Annotated in this window: 14 protein-coding genes; 7 read left to right on the forward strand and 7 right to left on the reverse strand. The window is 65.9% G+C overall.

The features are described from left to right. Nucleotides 1–88: 88 nt before the first annotated feature. Genes HNP55_RS05225 through HNP55_RS05240 form a run of 4 tightly spaced genes read right to left on the reverse strand, consistent with a single transcriptional unit; the run spans nucleotide 89 to nucleotide 3,654 of the window. Complete coding sequence (locus HNP55_RS05225) at nucleotides 89–772, reverse strand: retron system putative HNH endonuclease (protein ID WP_184296922.1); 684 nt, start codon at nucleotides 770–772, stop codon at nucleotides 89–91. After that, on the reverse strand, nucleotides 772–2,103 hold the full coding sequence (locus tag HNP55_RS05230; protein WP_184296924.1) for an AAA family ATPase: 1,332 nt from the start codon (nucleotides 2,101–2,103) through the stop codon (nucleotides 772–774). Before HNP55_RS05230 ends, HNP55_RS05225 begins: the two co-directional genes overlap by 1 nt. Before the next feature lie 11 nt (nucleotides 2,104–2,114). Next, nucleotides 2,115–3,002, reverse strand: coding sequence for an archaetidylserine decarboxylase (asd, locus tag HNP55_RS05235; protein ID WP_348648665.1), 888 nt, complete (start codon nucleotides 3,000–3,002; stop codon nucleotides 2,115–2,117). Nucleotides 3,003–3,057: 55 nt separating this feature from the next. Continuing rightward, nucleotides 3,058–3,654: a DUF2087 domain-containing protein gene (locus HNP55_RS05240; RefSeq protein WP_184296929.1), complete on the reverse strand. Its 597-nt coding sequence runs from the start codon at nucleotides 3,652–3,654 to the stop codon at nucleotides 3,058–3,060. 270 nt (nucleotides 3,655–3,924) lie between these two features. On the opposite strand from HNP55_RS05240, the gene HNP55_RS05245 reads away from it, so the two are divergent. From HNP55_RS05245 to HNP55_RS05260, 4 genes are all read left to right on the forward strand, one after another. Further along, a complete protein-coding gene (locus HNP55_RS05245) occupies nucleotides 3,925–5,964 on the forward strand; it encodes an aminotransferase class V-fold PLP-dependent enzyme (RefSeq protein ID WP_184296931.1) in 2,040 nt (679 codons plus the stop codon). An 8-nt stretch (nucleotides 5,965–5,972) separates the two neighbouring features. After that, nucleotides 5,973–6,818, forward strand: a complete 846-nt coding sequence (locus HNP55_RS05250; protein WP_184296932.1) for a rhodanese-like domain-containing protein — start codon at nucleotides 5,973–5,975, stop codon at nucleotides 6,816–6,818. 122 nt (nucleotides 6,819–6,940) lie between these two features. Then, on the forward strand, nucleotides 6,941–7,114 hold the full coding sequence (locus HNP55_RS05255; protein ID WP_184296934.1) for a hypothetical protein: 174 nt from the start codon (nucleotides 6,941–6,943) through the stop codon (nucleotides 7,112–7,114). 48 nt (nucleotides 7,115–7,162) lie between these two features. Further along, nucleotides 7,163–8,005, forward strand: a complete 843-nt coding sequence (locus HNP55_RS05260) for an SPFH domain-containing protein (protein WP_184296936.1) — start codon at nucleotides 7,163–7,165, stop codon at nucleotides 8,003–8,005. On the opposite strand, the gene HNP55_RS05265 is transcribed toward HNP55_RS05260, so the two are convergent. Together HNP55_RS05265 and HNP55_RS05270 are read right to left on the reverse strand one after the other, a co-directional pair. Then, complete coding sequence (locus HNP55_RS05265) at nucleotides 7,995–9,251, reverse strand: HipA domain-containing protein (RefSeq protein ID WP_184296938.1); 1,257 nt, start codon at nucleotides 9,249–9,251, stop codon at nucleotides 7,995–7,997. The genes HNP55_RS05260 and HNP55_RS05265 overlap by 11 nt on opposite strands. Beyond that, complete coding sequence (locus HNP55_RS05270) at nucleotides 9,248–9,520, reverse strand: transcriptional regulator (RefSeq protein ID WP_184296940.1); 273 nt, start codon at nucleotides 9,518–9,520, stop codon at nucleotides 9,248–9,250. Before HNP55_RS05270 ends, HNP55_RS05265 begins: the two co-directional genes overlap by 4 nt. A gap of 258 nt (nucleotides 9,521–9,778) precedes the next feature. Here HNP55_RS05270 and HNP55_RS05275 point away from each other — a divergent pair, with 258 nt between their 5' ends. The 3 genes from HNP55_RS05275 to HNP55_RS05285 are packed head-to-tail and all read left to right on the forward strand — an operon-like array spanning nucleotide 9,779 to nucleotide 12,983. Further along, complete coding sequence (locus HNP55_RS05275) at nucleotides 9,779–11,083, forward strand: UDP-N-acetylglucosamine 1-carboxyvinyltransferase (protein ID WP_184296942.1); 1,305 nt, start codon at nucleotides 9,779–9,781, stop codon at nucleotides 11,081–11,083. Nucleotides 11,084–11,100: 17 nt separating this feature from the next. Then, nucleotides 11,101–12,042, forward strand: a complete 942-nt coding sequence (locus HNP55_RS05280) for a TIGR02285 family protein (RefSeq protein ID WP_184296943.1) — start codon at nucleotides 11,101–11,103, stop codon at nucleotides 12,040–12,042. Nucleotides 12,043–12,059: 17 nt separating this feature from the next. Further along, nucleotides 12,060–12,983: a pseudouridine synthase gene (locus HNP55_RS05285; protein ID WP_184296945.1), complete on the forward strand. Its 924-nt coding sequence runs from the start codon at nucleotides 12,060–12,062 to the stop codon at nucleotides 12,981–12,983. On the opposite strand, the gene HNP55_RS05290 is transcribed toward HNP55_RS05285, so the two are convergent. Continuing rightward, nucleotides 12,972–17,324 carry a DEAD/DEAH box helicase gene (locus HNP55_RS05290; RefSeq protein ID WP_184296947.1) on the reverse strand — a complete coding sequence of 1,451 codons (4,353 nt, stop codon included), beginning with the start codon at nucleotides 17,322–17,324 and terminating at the stop codon, nucleotides 12,972–12,974. The genes HNP55_RS05285 and HNP55_RS05290 overlap by 12 nt on opposite strands. Nucleotides 17,325–17,330: the final 6 nt, after the last annotated feature.

Consider the following 17,330-nt stretch of genomic DNA (forward strand, 5'->3'; position numbering starts at 1 on the left):
GTGGGAGCGCCATCATCTCTGCAAGCCCTGGCTGGGGCAAGCGGAGTCTTGCGTGCTGCGCTAAAAAAGCATTGACGGAGCAAGCCAGTCAACTCGCGCTGTTTTGCAGGAAATGCTGAATGGTGCTGGCATAAGGCTGGTGGCGGATGGCCTCGATTTCTTCTTGCAGATAGGCCCGTCTGTCTGCGGCTGGCCAGGCGTCCAACTCATGCAGATCGCCGACAAGCCGCGCTTTGTAGACCTTCAGGGCCTTGGCACGGGCCCCCGTCAAGGCAGCGTTATTCAGGCCCAGCACCCGGATAGTCTCTTCAGCCCGGCAAGCATTGGTGGCATCCAATCCAGCGCGCTTCCGTACCTCACCGGTGGAATGGAAGTACAGATAGTCTTGCGGCTCGTCGTGATCGGGTTTGATGAGCAGGGCAGGGTCGTAGTCTGAGGCTCCCTGTCGGTCTTTGTAATGGCCGCAGTGATCGGTCGAATCACAAGCAAGAAAGAGGTTGGGCCAATCAAAGCTCAGCTCGGCGAAATCCCGTCTGCGCCTGAAGTGTTCGATATGCCCCTTGTTGAAGAGGGGGCCTTCGCAATATGCGCAACGCGGGCCTTGAGCCTTGGCAGCTTCACTGGTCTCGTTTGGCTTGCCTTGCATCTGCGCAAGCGCAGCGCGCAGTTCACGCTTGCATGAAGCAGCCAGGTCTTCCCATCCATGGCTTGGTGACTTGTAGTTTGCCAGGCAGGACGGTGCCGCAACTGCCGAGCGGTCGAGCCTGTGCATCAGACTTGGCCCTGGGCCCGTGAGGGCTGGCGCAGCTTGAAGCCTTGGAATCGGATCAAGCGGTCGGCATCCATCAACACCGGGTGCGCGTTGCCGTAGATGGCCAGCAGCTCCTGGCGCAATGACTTGCCGCTTGGGCTGTCGTGCTGACCGCTCTCGATAGCGGCGGTGTAATCGGCAATCAGCCGCGCTGCATCCACAGGGGGGACGGGGTTGACACCCATGACCTCATTGAGGGCGACCGCGCTTTCCATGCCCAGAACTTCCTGCTCGGGCTCCTGGGCTTGCCAGTGTTCATCCGCGTCTTTGAACAGCACACGGATATTGCTTCTGGCTACGGTGGAAAGCACCTGCGGGCTGTGGCTGCTGACGATGAACTGCAGCCGCGGGAAGGCATTGCGCAGGCTTTGCAGCACTTGCTGCTGCCAGGCGGGGTGGAGGTGCAGATCCACTTCGTCGATCAACACAATGCCCGAGCTCTCAAGCGGCGCCTTTTCTTTCATAAAGCCATTCAGGCGTACGCAGCGCAGGGCCAAATCGGCCGCCAGCGAGATCATGGCGCGCACCCCGTCGCTCAGCAGGCTGATGGGCAGGGCGCCATGATCAGAATGAACCATGGCCAGCTCTTCGTACACCAGGCTGTAGTGGAAATGACGCCAGCCTTCGCTGGACATGACGATATCGACCGCGTCTGCAATGCCTTGCAGACGCGAGGACAAGTCTTTGTTCTCGTAGCCTGGCTGCTCGCGTTGCTGAATTGCGGCCAGCGAAGCCTTTCTCATCCACTCCTGCAGTTGCACAAAGCTTGATAGCGATGACAAGCAGTCTTCATAGCCCGCAGTTCGACTTTCGGTGAGCGTGGCCTTGGCGCTCGTGTTTTTGTGGCTGACCCATAGACGTTTGGAGCTGTAGTAGCGAATCACGGGCAGAGGCGTCTGGGCGTTGTGGCGCAGCTGGGCCTGCAACTCCTGACCCCAACGCGCCAAATCAGCGGCTTCCTTGGTGCTGGTGCGGCTCTTTGCGCTGCGCAAGACACGCTGCCACTGAATGCTCGGTTCGCTCAAGATGGCGTCGATGAGCACGGGAAAGTTCTGCTCGTTTTCGAAGCCAGCTCCAGTCACGCTGTAACGTGCATCCGTGCGCCGGATGTGTTCGGCCCGGCCCATATCAAAAGCGCCGACAAAAGGGCCCAGCGCTGCGGCGATGGCTTCCAGCACCGTGGTCTTACCTTGGCCATTGCGGGCGGCGATGACCGTCAACTCGGGATGGAGGTGGATCTGAAAATCGTCAAAGCGCCGATAGTTCTCCAACCTGATTTGCGCCAGCTTCATGCCTGCCTCCGTCAAGTCGCACGCGGGTCAGTGTGCATCATCGCCTCACCCAGCCTCACGTCGCTGCCGGCCTGGCCGCGTTCCTCGCCGCGCCAGGCGCTGTTGAAGCTGAGGCTTTGGCCGGCGGGGAAGAGCATCACGACGGTTGAGCCCAGCAGGAAGCGGCCCAGCTCATCGCCCTGGGCCAGCTTGACTTCCTGGTCCTGGTAAGTCCATTCGCGCAGCAGGCCTGGGCGGGGCGGGTTGACCACGCCATGCCAGACGGTGGCCATGCTGCCCACGATGGTGGCCCCCACCAGCACCATCACCCAGGGCCCTTGTTCGCCCTCGAACACGCAGACCACGCGCTCATTGCGGGCGAACAGGCCCGGCACGCCGCGTGCCGTCGTCGGGTTGACGGAGAACAGCTCGCCCGGTACATGGATCATGCGCGTCAGGCGGCCAGCACATGGCATGTGGATGCGGTGATAGTCCTTGGGGCTGAGGTAGATATTGGCGAAGTAGCCGTCGCGAAACTGGGCGGCTAACTGCGCATCCCCCCCCACCAGGGCGGTGGTGGAAAACTGGTGGCCCTTGGCCTGGTAGATCTGCTCGCCCTGTTCGCCACCAATACGGCCGAACTGGCTGATGGCGCCGTCCACCGGGCAGATCAGCGTGGCGGGCGCCAGCGGGCGCGCGCCCGGCTTGAGCGCGCGGGTGAAGAACTCGTTGAACGTCGGGTAGGCGGCGATATCGGGCTCGGCCGCCTCGGCCATATTGACCTGGTAGCGGCCCACAAACCAGCGGATCAGCGCGGTGGTGAGGGAGCCCATGCGCGCCGAAGCGATCTGCTTGGCAAGCCAGGTCAGGGCCTGTTTGGGCAGCAGGTATTGGGGCAGAACGGCAAGGCGGTCGGACACGGAGATTCCCATCAAAGTGCAGGCGGCGGATTGTAGCCAGCCGCCTGCTCACTGCTCAGCGCCCCGGCGCAGCGCGCTCCCGCAGCTCGCGCAGCAGGGGCAGCAGCTCGGCGTCGGGCCGGGCCGCCAGCTTGCGGTATTGGCGGCCACCGTCCCAGCGTTCCAGCAAGCGCATTTCCACCAGCTCGCGGCGCAGGGTGCAGTGGTCGCCAAAGCAATGCTGCTTGTTGATCACTTCATTGACCTCGGGCTCGGTGTAGATGCGGCGGCTGTCAAAGTGCAGCCACAAGCCCCACAAGACATGGCGCTGCACCTGGCGCTTGGCGGGCCAGCGCGCCAGCCGGCCCTGGGCGTCGAACTGGCGCAGGGCGCGGTCGGCCGCTTCGCTCAGGCCCGGGTGGCGCGGGCCGCGCGCCGGGGCGGCTTGGGCGGGTGCCTGCAGGCTGGGCGTGGACGGGCTGCTCAGCGCGGCGGCCTTCAAGGCCTGCAGATTGCGATGCCCGGCCGCGCGGGCCAGCATATTCATCAGGCTCAGATGGCTGGGGGCTTGGGGCGTTGTGCTGCCGCTCAGATGCTGGCTTAGCGCCTGGCGCAGGGTTTTGCTGAAGCTGGACAGGTCCTGGGCGTGCAGGGCGATCAATTCACGAGGCATGGCGAGTTCTCCACAAATCGTGTGCTGCTTTAACCCGCCGTCGGCGATCAAGGCTGACGGTGCTGGTGCTTGCCGACTTCCAGCCGGGCGCACACAAATGGTTTGGGTGAGCTCAAGCTGATGAATCAAGAAAAGGTTTTGCCTGGCAGGTTTAGCTTGCGGACGGGCCGCACGGCAAGGCCTGGGTGTTCTGCCGACCCGGCTCGCCAGTATAGGCCGGGTTGGCAGAGTAGGATGGCGCCTCGCCTTGCTCCTCTCCCCCGCGCCACCATGGAAATCTATCTCGACGCCAACGCCACCACCCCGGTGCTGGCGCAAGCCGCACAAGCCGCTTTGCAAGCCATGGCGGACGACTTCGGCAACCCCAGCAGCGTGCACAGCACCGGCCTGAAGGCGCGCGCGCTGATGGACGCCGCCCGTGAGCGCGCCCAAGGCCTGCTGCAGACCGGCGGCGGCCAACTGCTCTTCGTCAGCGGCGCCACCGAAGGCATACAGACCGCCGTGCTCTCGGCCCTGCACGCCTTGCGCGAGCGCCGAGATTCAGCTGACCACAAGGCCGAGCTGCTGCTCTACGGCGCCACCGAACACAAGGCCGTGCCCGAGGCGCTCAAGCACTGGAACCAGATCCTGGGCCTGCATCTGCAGATCGTCGCCATCCCGGTGGACCGCGAAGGCCATCACGATCTGGACTTTCTGCAGCGCGAGGCGCCGCGTGCCGGCCTGGTCTGCACCATGGCGGCGAATAACGAGACGGGGGTGATCAGCGATCTGGCCGGCATCGAGGCCAGCTTGCTGCGCAGCGGCAGCCGCGCCTTCTGGATGGTGGACGGCGTGCAGGCCCTGGGCAAGATCCCTCTGCAACTGGCCAAGACCCGCATCGACTACGCCCCCTTCTCCGGCCACAAGCTCTACGCCCCCAAGGGCATAGGCATGCTGTATGTGCGCGAGGGCGCGCCCTTCACGCCGCTGATGGCCGGCGGCGGGCAGGAGGGCAGCCGCCGCTCGGGCACCGAGAATATGTCCGGCATTGCCGCCCTGGGCGCGGTTTTGGCGGCGCTGGAAGACGGCATCAGCTTCCGCGATCACGCGACCCTGCAGGCCTTCCGGGCCCGCCTGGCCCGGGCGCTGGAGGAGGCCTTTCCCGGCCTGGTCTATAACGCGCCGCTGGCGCAGACTTTACCCACCACGCTCAATTTCGCCGTGCCGGGCCTGAGCTCGCGCCTGCTGCAAGACCTGTTCGACGCCGCCGAGCTGCGCATCAGCGGCGGCTCCGCCTGCAGCGCCGCCAAGGCCCAGCCCAGCTTTGTTTTGCAGGCCATGGGCTTGCCGGACTGGCAGGCGGCCGGCGCGGTGCGGCTCTCGATCGGCCCGGCGGTGGACGAGGCCTTCATCATCGAAGCCTGCGCCCGCATCCGCGCCTGTGGCGAGTCGCTGCGCAATAACTGTCTGAGCCCGCAGGACAACCAGCCCACGCCGGGCGAGGGCATCACCCGCTTCGCCCTGGACGGCGCCTGCTGCTATCTGCTGGCCGATGCGGCCTCGCAGCGCTGCGTGCTGATCGACCCCTTGCCCGAGCAGTTGCCGCGCCTGATCCAGACCTTGCAATGCCAGGCCTATCCGCTCGTGGCCGTGCTCAGCACCCAGGGCTCCGGCCTGCATGCCGAGGCGCGCCAGGCCCTGGCCGAGGAACTGGGCGAGGCCTTGTTCCCGCCGGCCGAGATCGATGCCCTGGGCTGGCCTGTGCGTATGAGTGAGCTGCAGCTGGGCGCCAAGCGCTTGCGGCGGGTGCTGCCGCCAGGCGGCCGCCAGCAGGCCCTGGTCTTGAGCGAGGCGGGCCGTGAGGCCCTGCTGTTTGGCGAGCCGGGTGCCGAATGCGCCGAGCTGGCCGGCCTGTGCGCGCCGGCCCTGGACGCGGGCGCGCAGTTTGCGCGCCGCCTGAACCCGGCGGCGGCGCCCCAGCCACTCAGCGAGCAACTGCTCCCCGGCGCCCAGTTGCAAGCCTTTGTGCAGGCGCACCCCGATGCCGTGCTGGTCGATGTGCGCGAGCCTTACGAGCAATTCCTCAGCCACACGCCGCCGCTATGGGGCGCCACGCTGCAGGCCGTGCCCTTGTCGCGCCTGCTCAATGCCTTGCCGGCCTGGTTGGCCCGGCCCGAGCAGCCCCTGCTCTTCTTCTGCCGCAGCGGCAACCGCAGCCGCCAGGCGGCCGCGGCCCTGGCCAGCCTGGGCCACGCCCAGGCCTGGTCGCTGAGCGGCGGCCTGGCCTTGCTGCCGGCGTTCGCCCCCGAAGACCCCGCCTTGCTGGTTTGATGTTTCCCATGTCTGCTATTTCCGACCCCCACGTTCACAGCTCCTTCTACCGCTTCGTCGCCCTGGCCGAGCCCGAGCGCATCGCCCAGCGCCTGCGCGAACTAACGACAAAGCTGGGCGGCAACATCCTGGTCGCCCCCGAGGGCATCAGCGCGGCTGTGGCGGGCTTGGCCGAGGATCTGGCCGCCTTCGAGCTGGCCTTGCAGCAAGACGAGGTGTTTGGCGGCGCGTTTGCGGGCATCTGCTTCAAGCACAGCGCCTGCGCGACCCGGCCCTTCACCCTGATCAAGGTGCATACCAAGCCCGAGATCGTGGCCTTCGGCGTGCCCGGCGTCAGCGGCTTGCCCGATGCGGCTAGGCCCGACAGCCATGTCTCGCCCCAGCAATGGCGCGAGCTGATCCGGCAGCCCGATGTGCTGCTGCTGGACAACCGCAACAGCTTCGAGTTCCGCCTCGGCCGCTTCAAGGGCGCGGTGGATCCGCAGGTGGCACATTTCCGCGACTTCCCGGCCTATGTGGCCGGCCATGCGGACAAATGGAAGGCGCAGGGCAAACGCATCGCCATGTATTGCACCGGCGGCATCCGCTGCGAGAAAACCAGCGCCTGGATGCAGGAGCAAGGCCTCACCGTCTACCAGTTGGACGGCGGCATCGTCAGTTATTTCGAGGCCATGCAGGCCCGCGGTGACGACGCCGCGGCCGACTGGGAGGGCGAGTGCTTTGTGTTCGACAAACGCATCGCCATCGACACCCAGTTGCAGGAAACCGCCACCACCGCTGAACAGGTCTACGCAGGCCTGCCCGATGAGGCTTGGCGTTTGGCCCGGGCCAAGCGTCTGGATCCTGCTTCCTGAGGCGGACCAAGACCCGCCGCCCCCTCGCACAAGCGCGCTTGCACAGCCTCGGCAAGCAGGAAATTGCTGCAGTACTTTGCGCACATATTTGCCGGGAGCTTGGATTGAGGCACTTCATCCTCTTGTTGATTCTGCTGTTGCTGGCCTATGGCGGCTGGCAGCTGGCCGGTGCGCAACGCCGCCAGCGCCTGCGGCCCCTGCTGGCCAAGCACGGTACCCGCCTGGGCCTGGCCGTGGCCCTGCTGCTGGCCTTGCTGGTCGCGGCCTATTTCCTGCCCTCTCTGCACCTGTTGTGAAGCGGAGCACTTGCTCCGCCGCCTGCCTAACCTCTTTTTCTTGCTGATATGAAATCATTTGCGCGCACCCCTTTGCTGCTTGCCCTGGCTCTGACGCTGAGCGCTTGCAGCCAGATCGACACCGGCAATGTGGGCGTCGAACGTACCCTGGGCAAGGTGGGCAGCGAAGCCTTGCCGGCCGGGGTCTACTTCACCTTGTTCAAGACGGTGGACGAGTTCACCACCAAGGAGGTCAGCTTCTCGCTCAATGACCTGACCCCCAAGAGCCGCGACAACCTGACCATGAAGGACGTGGACCTGGACATTTACTTCAAGACCTCGCCCGCCGCCGTGCCGGGCTTGTACGTGAAGTACCAGGGCGATGTGGTGATGCACCGCGACATCGTCAATGGCGGCACCAAGGACCTGGTGATTGCCTTCAGCCGCGTCTCGCGCGAGGCGCGCGAAGCGGTGTACAAGGCCATCGCCCAGCTGGACGCCACCACCATGCACACCAAGCGTACCGAGCTGGCCGAGATGGTGCGCGCCGGCCTGCAGGCCGAGCTGGATGCCAATGACAAGGGGGCTTTCGTCGTCACGGCCGTCAATGTGCGCAATCTGCTGACCGATCCGGCCATCGAATCCGCCATCCGCCAGCGCGCCGAGACCGATCAGGCGATCGAGAAAAAGCGCAAGGAGATCGAGCTGGCCAAGGCCGAGGCCGAGCGCCTGGTGGTGGAGGCCGAGGGTGCGGCGCGCGCCAACCGCATCATCAGCGAGTCGCTGACGCCGGCGCTGAAGGAAATCAAGCTGGCCGAGATCCAGCGCGAGACCGCCATTGCCGTGGCCGGCAAATCGGGCAATACCGTGTTGCTCAATGGCAATGCCCAGCCCTTGATTCCTATGCGCTGATTCGCTGAGCCGCTTTTTTTGCGTGGGACTTCAAGTCCAGAGCGAGTTTGCTGGTAAATGTTTTGCCGCCATGGCTGAGCATGGCTTGGAGGTCTTGCAAAGCCTGGTCGATTGCCGCGGGCAGTTTGTTCGCCAAGGCCAGGGCCAGCGATTGCAGATACTTGGGCTGCATGCTGATTTGCTCTGCCAGGCCTTGCAGCTGAGCCTTGCCAATTTTTCCGGGCTGAAGCTCGCCGCCAATGCTGAAGGCAAATTCCCTCGATAAGCCGGTGTAGATGCGGGTACACATCATGTCGTAGAAGGGCGTGAGTCGTACCCCTTCTCCTGGCCGTTGATAGATGGAGAGGTTTTTGGCGTGACTGTCGTTGTTGCCGACAAAGAGGTTGAAGAAGATCCATTGCGCAAAGGCTTGCAGATCCAGGGCGGGGGCCGAGCTGTACTGCCGAATGATTTGTGCGCATCGCGCCGCGCCGGGCCCCCCCTCTTTCTCGTACTTTCGCTCTGAGCCCAGGCCCGCGATTTGGCAAAAATCGTACTGAATCAAACGCCCCAGCGTGCCGTCGGCCAGCGTCTGGCGGTCAAAGCGTTCGACGACGCAGGCTTTGGTCAGGGGTTCGTAAAAGACCTTGGCCGTGTTGAGCCCGCAGAGGGCGGCCGTGCGCATGATGAGGGTCTCATTGGCGGCGGATTCTCTGACTTTCGCCAAGCGCCGGATATCGGGCTTGAGGATGTGGGTGGAGGGGGCTGAGCCTTGGGGCAGCAGCGGGGTTTGGCCGTCAAAGATGGCGATGGAGGCCTTGTCCTGTGCGCCGGCCAGGGAAATTCTTGTGTTTTCTCCTTGGATCTGAATGGCACCGGCACTTTTGTTTTTGATCGTGGCGGCCAATGCTTGCCAGCTCGTTTGCTGGTACCGGGGTGCTTGAGGCCGCTGGCCATGAGGCAGCATGACAAAGCCACCGGCGGTGTCGCCCGCCACTTCAAGCAGCAGGGAAAAAAGTGTGGAGGCCTTGCGCTGCTCAGACAGGTAGACGCGCAGCTCTCCCTCTGGCAAGAGGTTCTCAAAAAAGGCCTGCACATGCGGGTTGTCAACCTTGCCCGCCTGCAAAGCAATCACGGACAGGGGGAAGGCGGCTTGACGTGCCAGCCAAGTGGGCGCGTATTCAAATGCCAGGGGAGAGCTGTCTTGCACCGTCCCCATGAGCTCGGCGCCGTAAAAGACATCCAGTGCGCGTGGTCTTGGATTCACAGCGATCTCGACGCTTTCTGTCTGACGACCAACTCCAAACCTAGCAAGTCCAGCACATCCAAAACTTTTTGAACTTGCACCGTGGGCTTGCCTTTTTCGATGTCAACGATCAGGCGATTGCCGGTGTTGCCAATACCGGCCAGATCGATTTGGCGCAGCTTCAGCTCGCGCCGTTGCTCACGCACAATGGTCCCAAGTTCGGCTGCCGTGCGGACGATGAGTGCCGCTCCAGAATGACCGAGCGGGAAATTCAAGGGTGTTTCCGGCATGGTTAGACCTTAAAGTTACCGAAGGGTAATTTATCATCATTCATCGCTGGCGTTCGCCTAAGAAATTACCGATTGGTAAGTTTTTCTTGCTCTGACTGGGTATTGAGTCGAAAAGTTACCGGAAGGTAATTTTTGAAAATTCAGTCGGCATCGTGCGGCCTCTACACTGAAGCCGAACATGCCAAGCAGGCAGACCCCTGATAATCGCTCGCCATCTGTTGGCGCCGCGTCGCATCGCAAAGAACCCGCTCAAACTCCATGTCCAATCTCATCGTCCACGGCGGCACCCCTCTGAAGGGCCGCATCATTCCCTCGGCCAATAAGAACGCCGTGCTGCCGGTGCTGTGTGCGACGCTGCTGACGCGGGAGCCGGTGCGGCTGCGTGGGGTGCCGGAGATCACCGACGTTAGAAAGATCCTGGAGGTGTTCCGCAGCCTGGGCAGCCTGGTGTCCATGGACTACGAGACCGGTGTGCTGGACGTGCACCACAAGGACACCCATTTCGACGCGGCCAAGGATCGCCTGCCCGAGGAGATGCGCAGCTCCATCATGCTGGTGCCCGGCCTGCTGGCGCGCTTTGGCGCCGCCCGCATCGAGGACGATGTGACCGGCTGCACCCTGGGTGTGCGCGAAATCGACCCGCATGTGGAGGTGTTCCAGCGTTTCGGCGCCCAGGTGGAGCGGCAGAGCGACGGCCTGGTCTTGCAAGTGCCCCAGGCCAAGCTGCGCGCCAACAATCACTGGACCGACTACGCCTCCGTCACCACGACCGAGAACTTCGTGCTCTGCGCCGCTCTGGCCGAGGGCCGCTCCACGCTGATGAACGCGGCCTCCGAGCCCCATGTGCAGGAGTTCTGCCAGTTCCTGCAGCTGCTGGGCGCCAAGATCGAGGGCCTGGGCACCTCGCGCCTGGCCATCACCGGGGTCGACAGGCTGGGCGGGGCCGAGTTCAGCTTTGCCGAAGACTTCCACGAGATCGTCACCTTTCTGGCCCTGGGCGCCATCACCGGCGGCCAGGTCGAGGTGCGTAACTCCACGCCCGAGCAGTTCCCGCTGCTGGACCGCACCTTTGCCAAGTTCGGCGTCGAGATCGTGCACGAGAACGGCTGGTCGCGCGCCGTCACCCACGGCCCGCTGAAGGTCAAGGAACCCTTCACCCGCAACATCCTGCAAAAGGTCGAGGCGGCGCCCTGGCCTTATGTGCCGGTGGACCTGCTGCCGATTTTTGTGGCCCTGGGCATCAAGGCCGAGGGCAGCGTGATGTTCTGGAACAAGATCTACGACGGCGCCATGGGCTGGACCGCGGAGCTGAGCAAATTCGGCGGCCATGCCTTTTTGTCCGACCCGCACCGCATGGTCACCTTCGGCGGCAAGCCGCTGAATCCGGCCGAGGTGGAAAGCCCCTACATCATCCGGGTCGCCATCGCCCTGCTGATGGTGGCGGCCAGCATTCCGGGCAAATCGGTGATACGCAACGCCACCCCCATACGCCGCGCCCACCCGCATTTTGTCGAGAACATCTGCAGCCTGGGCGCCCGCATCGAGTGGGTCGACAGCGAATAGCCCGCGCTGTCAGCCCGATGCCAAAGCTTCCGCGCCTGCTTGCCATCGCCGGTTTGTTGCTGGGCCTGTGCAGCCCGGCCACTCGGGCTGCCGTGCCTGGCGAGGCGGGCGATACCGTCGGCACCATCCACTGGCTGGTGCAGGATCTGCCGCCGCACTTCACGTTCAAGAACGGCCAGCCGCCGCAGCGGCCGCGGGACCTGGGCAATGGCGAGGTGGACGGCTTTATGCGCCTGCTGATCGCGCGCATGCCGCAGTACCGCCATGAGTTCGTCGATGCGGGTTTTCCGCGCTTCGAGGCCCTGGTGCGCCAGGGCCAGGCCCTGTGCTCGGCCCTGCATGTGCGCACGCCCGAGCGCCTGGGTTGGCTGTACTACACCCATCTCCACCCGGCCCTGCTGTCGCGCCAGCTGCATGTGGTGGTGCGGCGCGACCAACTGCCCCGCTTCGAGCAGGCCGACGCGCCGGGCCAGACCCTGAGCCTGGCCGAGATCCTGAAGCGCGAGGATTTGGTGGGCCTGCTGCCGCGCGGCCGCTCCTTCGGCCCGCGCATCGACGGCTTGCTGCAGGCCACCGGCGAGCGCTCGCCCAAGACCATGGTGATAGGCCGGGGCACCCATCTGCTGTCCATGTTGCGCGCCCAGCGCATGGACTACACGCTGGAATACCCCGCCGTGATGGCCGATTACCTCAGCAGCAACGGCGCCGGCGCGGAGCTGTTGGCCCTGCCCATCGCCGAAGGCCGCAGCACCGCCGTGGCCACGGCCGCCTGCAGCCGCACGCCCGAGGGCCGGCGCCAGATCGAGGCCATTGACCAGGCCGTGCGCAAGCTGGCCCAGGAGCCGCAGCGCGAGGCCTGGATCAAGGCCTGGCGCGGTCCGCGCCTGGACGAGCAGGATCGCCTGAGCCTGAAGCGCTATATGGACGAGCGTGCCCGCAGCGGGCCGCAGATCGAGTAGGGCCAGGCCTCGCCCGAATGAGCCGCCCCGCCAAACTCCAGCTGCCCCTGCGCGAGGGCGTCAGCGCCAGCGCCCTGGCCTGCCCGGCCGGGGCTTGGACTTCGCTGCTGGAGTTTTTGTGTGAACGCCTGCCCTCGGTGAGCCGTGCCGACTGGCTGCTGCGCCTTGCCGCCGGCGAGGTGCTGGACGAGCGGGGTCAGGTCTTGCCCGCCGATGCGCCCTACCGGCCCGGCCGCCGCATCTACTACTGGCGCTGGCTGGCGCAGGAGGCCGCCATCCCGTTCGAGGCGCAGATCCTGTTCCAGGACGAGTTTCTGCTGGTCGCAGACAAGCCGCACTTTCTGCCCGTTGTGCCGGCCGGCCGCTATGTGCAGCAAACCCTGCTGACCCGACTCAAAAAAGCCACCGGCCTGGAGGCCTTGACGCCGGCCCACCGCATCGACCGCGAGACCGCCGGCCTGGTGCTGTTCAGCATTCAAGCGCAGACCCGCGGCGCTTATCAAAACCTGTTCCGTGATCGCCAGGTCCACAAGGTCTACGAGGCCATCGCGCCGTTTGATGCCGGCCTCAGCTGGCCCTTGCTGCGGCGCAGCCGCATGGCAGAGCGCAGCGAGGCCTTTATGCAGATGGAAGAGGTGGCCGGCGGCGAAGCCAATGCCGAGACCGAGATCCGCCTGCTCGAACAGCACGGTGGCCTGGCCCGTTATGAGCTGCACCCCAGCACCGGCCAGAAGCACCAGTTGCGCGTACATATGAACGCCCTGGGCCTGCCCATCCTGGGCGACCGCATCTACCCGCGCTTGCTGCCCGAGCAAAGCGAGCCCGACTACAGCCGGCCATTGCAGCTACTGGCGCGGGAGCTGAGTTTTATCGACCCTCTCAGCGGTGCAAGGCGCTGCTTCAAAAGCCAGCTCAGCCTGCAGCTGGGTTCAGCCTTGTAGCAGTGCAGCCAGCGCCTTGGCGTCCAGCACCGTCGCCTCCTCCTGCCCTTCCAGGATGCCATCGGCCAGGCCGCGCTTGTCGCGGTGTAGATCGATGATGCGCTCCTCCACCGAGCCGGCCGTCACCAGGCGGTAGACGGTGACCGGGCGCTTCTGCCCCATGCGGTGGGCACGGCCGGTGGCCTGGTCTTCGGCGGCGGGGTTCCACCAGGGGTCGACGATCAAGACATAGTCGGCCATGGTCAGGTTGAGGCCGAAGCCGCCGGCCTTCAGGCTGATCAAGAACACCTCGCCCTCGCCGCGCTGGAAGGCGGCCACACGTTTTGTGCGCTCGGCCGCCGGCGTGCTGCCGTCCAGGTATTGGTAGCTGACGCCCATGGCGTCGAGGCGCTCGGCCAGCAGCTTGAGGTAGTCGGTGAACTGGCTGAACACCAGGGCCTTGTGCGAGCCCTCGACCAGCTCGCGCACGACGCGTTCGAACTCGGCCATCTTGGCGCCCACCAGGCCCAGCTCGGCCGAGACCAGGCGCGGGTCGCAGGCGGCGCGGCGCAAGCGCATCAGCTCGGCCAGCACCTGCATGGGCGCGGCCTGGCCTTGGGCGGCGGCCTTGGCCACGGCCTCCTGGGCGCTGCGGCGCAGGGCTTCCAGGAAGTTGCGCTCCTCGCTGCTGGGCTGCACCAGGTGGACGATCTCGGTGCGCGGCGGCAGATCTTGCAAGACCTGCGCCTTGGTCCGGCGCAGCAAAAAGGGCGAGACCAGGCGGCGCAGGCGCTGGCGGGCGGCCGCGTCCTGCTGCTTCTCGATCGGGTTGGCAAAGCGTTCGCCGAACTGCGTGGCCGCGCCCAGCAGGCCGGGGTTGATCAGATTCATGATGGACCAGAGATCGGCCAGGCGGTTTTCCACCGGCGTGCCCGACAGGGCCAGTCGGAAGTCGGCCTTGAACTCGCCCACCGATTTGGCCCGCTTGGTGGCGGCGTTCTTCAGCGCCTGGGCCTCGTCCATCACCAGGGTGGCCCAGGTTTTTTCGGCCAGGGCCTCGCCGTCGATCTGGGCCAGGGCGTAAGACACCACCAGCACATCGCCGGGGCCGGCCTCGGCGATGGCGGCGGCGCGCTCGGCCTTGTCGGCTTCCTCGCCGTAGATGCGGCAGCGCAGGCCGGGGGCGAAGCTGTGGGTCTCGCTCAGCCAATTGCCGCAGACCGAGGTGGGCGCCAGCACCAGGGCCGGGCCTTTGGCCGCCCGATCCAGCAGCAGGGCCAGGGTCTGCACCGTCTTGCCCAGGCCCATATCGTCGGCCAGGCAGGCGCCCAGGCCGGCATGGGCCAGGCGCGTCATCCAGGCATAACCCTCCAGCTGATAGCCACGCAGCTCGGCCCGCAGGCCGGCGGGAGTCTTGGGCTGCAGGGCGGCGGCCTGGCTGAGTGTGTCCATGCGGGCCAGCCAGGGCGAGTCGCCTTGCAAGCGCATATCGCTGAGCGTGGCGTCCAGCCAGGAGGCGGCGGCTTGCGGGAGCAGCAGCTGATCTTTCTTGCTCTGACCCAGGGCATCCAGATCGCGCAGCTGCTGGCGCAGTTGCTCGCTCAGGGCCAGGTACTCGCCCTCGCCCAGGCGCACAAAGCGGCTGCGCGAGGCGCGCGCCAGCGTCATCAGCTCCTGCAGGCTGAGCACGCGCTGCTCATCCAGCTGGGCTTCGCCGTTCAGGCCCAGCCAGTCGCGTCCGCTGCTGACCTGCAGCGTCAGCGCCGTGCTGTTGACCGGGCTGACGCGCAGCGGCTTGCCCTTGGGCCAGGCCAGGGCGGCGATGCCGCTCAAGCCGGGCAGCACTTCCACGGCATGCAGGGCTTCTTCGGCGTCGTTCAAATTCCAGGGCGAGGCCGGGCTGAGTTCGGGGTCCAGAAAGGGCAGGGCCTCCAGCACCTGCTGGCGGGCGGCCTGCTCGGCCGCCAAGTCGCGCTCGGTCATCAGGCTGACGCCCTCGTGCATGCACATCAGCTGGGCGCGGCCCTGGCCCGGCGTGACGGCGGGGCCGAAGCCGCCAAAGGGCTGGGCCACCAGCTGCAGCTGCAGGCCCTCGCCTTGCGGTTTGAGCTGGGCGTGCAGGCGGCTGTCGCCCGGCACGCGCTGGCCGGCCTGGGCATCGCTGTGCAGCTGGAAATGCGCGCTCAGCACCTGCAGGGCCGCGCCCAGCTCGGCGCTGGCGCTGGCCGGCACCGTCCAGCCCTGGGCCACCAGCTCGGCCACTCGGCGCTGGGCGGCGCTGATGCGGATCAGGCGGGCGCGCTGGGGGCCGTCGCGCACGATGCGCAAGGCCTCGCGCTTGGCGCTTTCCAGCTCGAAATTCGTGCCCATCCAGCCCTGCAATCGGGGGCTGCTGCGGCTGAGCAGGGGCGGGTGCAGGCGGAACTCGAAGCAGTCGCTCCCGCCGGCCTCGCCCGCGTTTTTGCGCAAGACCTCCAGCTCGGGCTGGGCCTCGGCCAGCTCGATCCATTGGCCGGGCGCGTCTTCCAGCATCAGGGCCGGGTGGCCGATCAGGGCGATGGCGGCCTGGCTCAGGTCCAGCTGGAAGCTGTTGGCGCCGCCGTAGGGGATGCGTTCGATATGGCGCAATACCGCGTTGTCGCGCGCGGCGGCCAGCTCGCTGCCTTTCTTGAGCTTGGCCAGGGTGATGGGTTTGAGCTTTTCCACGCCTTTGGCGCTGACGCTACGCTCCAGCGGCAGGAGGTTTTGCACCCGGCCTTCCTCGTCCAGCTGCAAAGACCAGGCCAGTTCGCTGCGTTTGGCCTCGCTGCTCTTGCCCTCGCTCGCCACGGCCAGGGCCGAGATGGCGGCCAGGGCGTCGCGCCAGGCCTCGCGGGGCTGGCCCAGAAAAGAGGCGGGCCAGGGCTTGCCCTGCAGATCAAGCGGGGGCTTGCCGAGTTCCAGGCGCTCGGCCGCTTGTGCCGTCCAGGCGGCCAGCCAGAGCCGGCCGGCCGCGGCCAAACCCTGGGCCAGCTTCTGCGCCGCCAGCGGCGTCCAGCCCGGTGCCGGTTTGCCCAGCCAGGCGGCCAGCAGCAGCCGGTCGGCCGATTGGCTCAGGCTGGCTTCGCGTTCCTCCAGGGCCGGCAGGTATTGCACACAGGTCGGGTCAAACGCTGTCTCGCCCAGACGAGCGCCGATCGCATGGGCCCAGCGGCCCCAGAGCTCATGCGGCGAAGGGTTGCGCGAGCCCGATTCGGCGATGCAGTATTTGCGCGCCGCATCCCAGAGCTTGGGATCGTCCTGGGCCAGCAGGCTGGCGATGTAGAGGCGGGTGAACTCGGGGCTGAGGCTGCCGCGCCGCTGCTTGCTGAGCCGGCGTATCTCCTTGATGCCGAGTTCCAGCTCGGCGCAGGCGGGCGCCCACTGCCCCTGGCTCGCCTTCTGGATCGCCGCAAAGCCATCGACGAGCGGCCCTGACAAGCCTTTGAGCAAGGGCGCCACGCCCTCGAAGTTCAGGGCCAGGGCCTGGCTTTCTGCCAGATAGACACGCAGGCCGGGAGACACGCGCGCGGGGTCGCGGTCGAATTCCTCCTTCAACCAGCGCCGCAGCGGGGTGATAGAGGCGTCATTGGCCGGGAACGCGAGCAGGATCTGCGTCAGCAAATCGCTCAGCAGGTCCGGCGCGATCTGCGCCAGGGCTGCGGGCATCCAGGGCTGGGTCATGACCTGGGCCATGCTGTCCAGATCCTGCAACTCCGGCCAATGCTGCATCAAATCCTGGAACTGGGCCAAAGACATGCCGGAGAAGATCAGCGCACGCAGCATCGTGCGGCACTCGCCCGGGCCGCGGAAGCTCAGCCAGGTCGGCGTGCGCTGGGGGTCGCCAAAACCACCTGAGAACATCCAGGCGATATGACGCCAATTCTGAGCGGCGAGCTCCTTGTTCAGCAGCAAGCTTTGCAGGCGCTGGCCATGCTGTTGCAGGTCGGCCGCAAAGCCATGGCTTGATTGCAGCTTCAGCAAGCCCTGCCTGTGCAAAGACTTCAGGCCCAGGCTGATATCGGCGGGCATGAAAGGGCGGCCACTGGTCGTGCGCACGGCGCCTCGCGCGCCCAGCCACAGGCGCAAGCCGTCGGCGCCTCGGGACCCTCCGGCCAGCAGCATGGCGTCCAGCAAGCACTGCTCGTCATCCGTGAGCTTGACGATGCTGGGCTCCGCCGCTTGCGCTGGCGGCAGGGCCGTCTGAGCGCCGATGCGGCCTTTGCCATCGCGCATGATTTGCTTGATGCGCTTGGCTTCTTCCACCAACTGCTGAATGCTCATCTCTTCGATGGACTGTGGAGAGGGCGCTTGATGGCCGCTGCTGTTTTTGTTCTTGCTCATGCTGAA

The organism is Roseateles oligotrophus (assembly GCF_014204525.1).
Lineage (GTDB): Bacteria > Pseudomonadota > Gammaproteobacteria > Burkholderiales > Burkholderiaceae_C > Paucibacter_A > Paucibacter_A oligotrophus_A.

Coding starts and splice junctions, on each gene's coding strand:
- HNP55_RS05240 (WP_184296929.1), bottom strand. CDS start 3,654: ATGCCTCGTGAATTGATCGCCCTGCACGCCCAGGACCTGTCCAGCTTC.
- HNP55_RS05290 (WP_184296947.1), bottom strand. CDS start 17,324: ATGAGCAAGAACAAAAACAGCAGCGGCCATCAAGCGCCCTCTCCACAG.
- HNP55_RS05270 (WP_184296940.1), bottom strand. CDS start 9,520: ATGCCGGAAACACCCTTGAATTTCCCGCTCGGTCATTCTGGAGCGGCA.
- HNP55_RS05275 (WP_184296942.1), top strand. CDS start 9,779: ATGTCCAATCTCATCGTCCACGGCGGCACCCCTCTGAAGGGCCGCATC.
- HNP55_RS05285 (WP_184296945.1), top strand. CDS start 12,060: ATGAGCCGCCCCGCCAAACTCCAGCTGCCCCTGCGCGAGGGCGTCAGC.
- HNP55_RS05225 (WP_184296922.1), bottom strand. CDS start 772: ATGCACAGGCTCGACCGCTCGGCAGTTGCGGCACCGTCCTGCCTGGCA.
- HNP55_RS05250 (WP_184296932.1), top strand. CDS start 5,973: ATGTCTGCTATTTCCGACCCCCACGTTCACAGCTCCTTCTACCGCTTC.
- HNP55_RS05260 (WP_184296936.1), top strand. CDS start 7,163: ATGAAATCATTTGCGCGCACCCCTTTGCTGCTTGCCCTGGCTCTGACG.
- HNP55_RS05280 (WP_184296943.1), top strand. CDS start 11,101: ATGCCAAAGCTTCCGCGCCTGCTTGCCATCGCCGGTTTGTTGCTGGGC.
- HNP55_RS05245 (WP_184296931.1), top strand. CDS start 3,925: ATGGAAATCTATCTCGACGCCAACGCCACCACCCCGGTGCTGGCGCAA.
- HNP55_RS05230 (WP_184296924.1), bottom strand. CDS start 2,103: ATGAAGCTGGCGCAAATCAGGTTGGAGAACTATCGGCGCTTTGACGAT.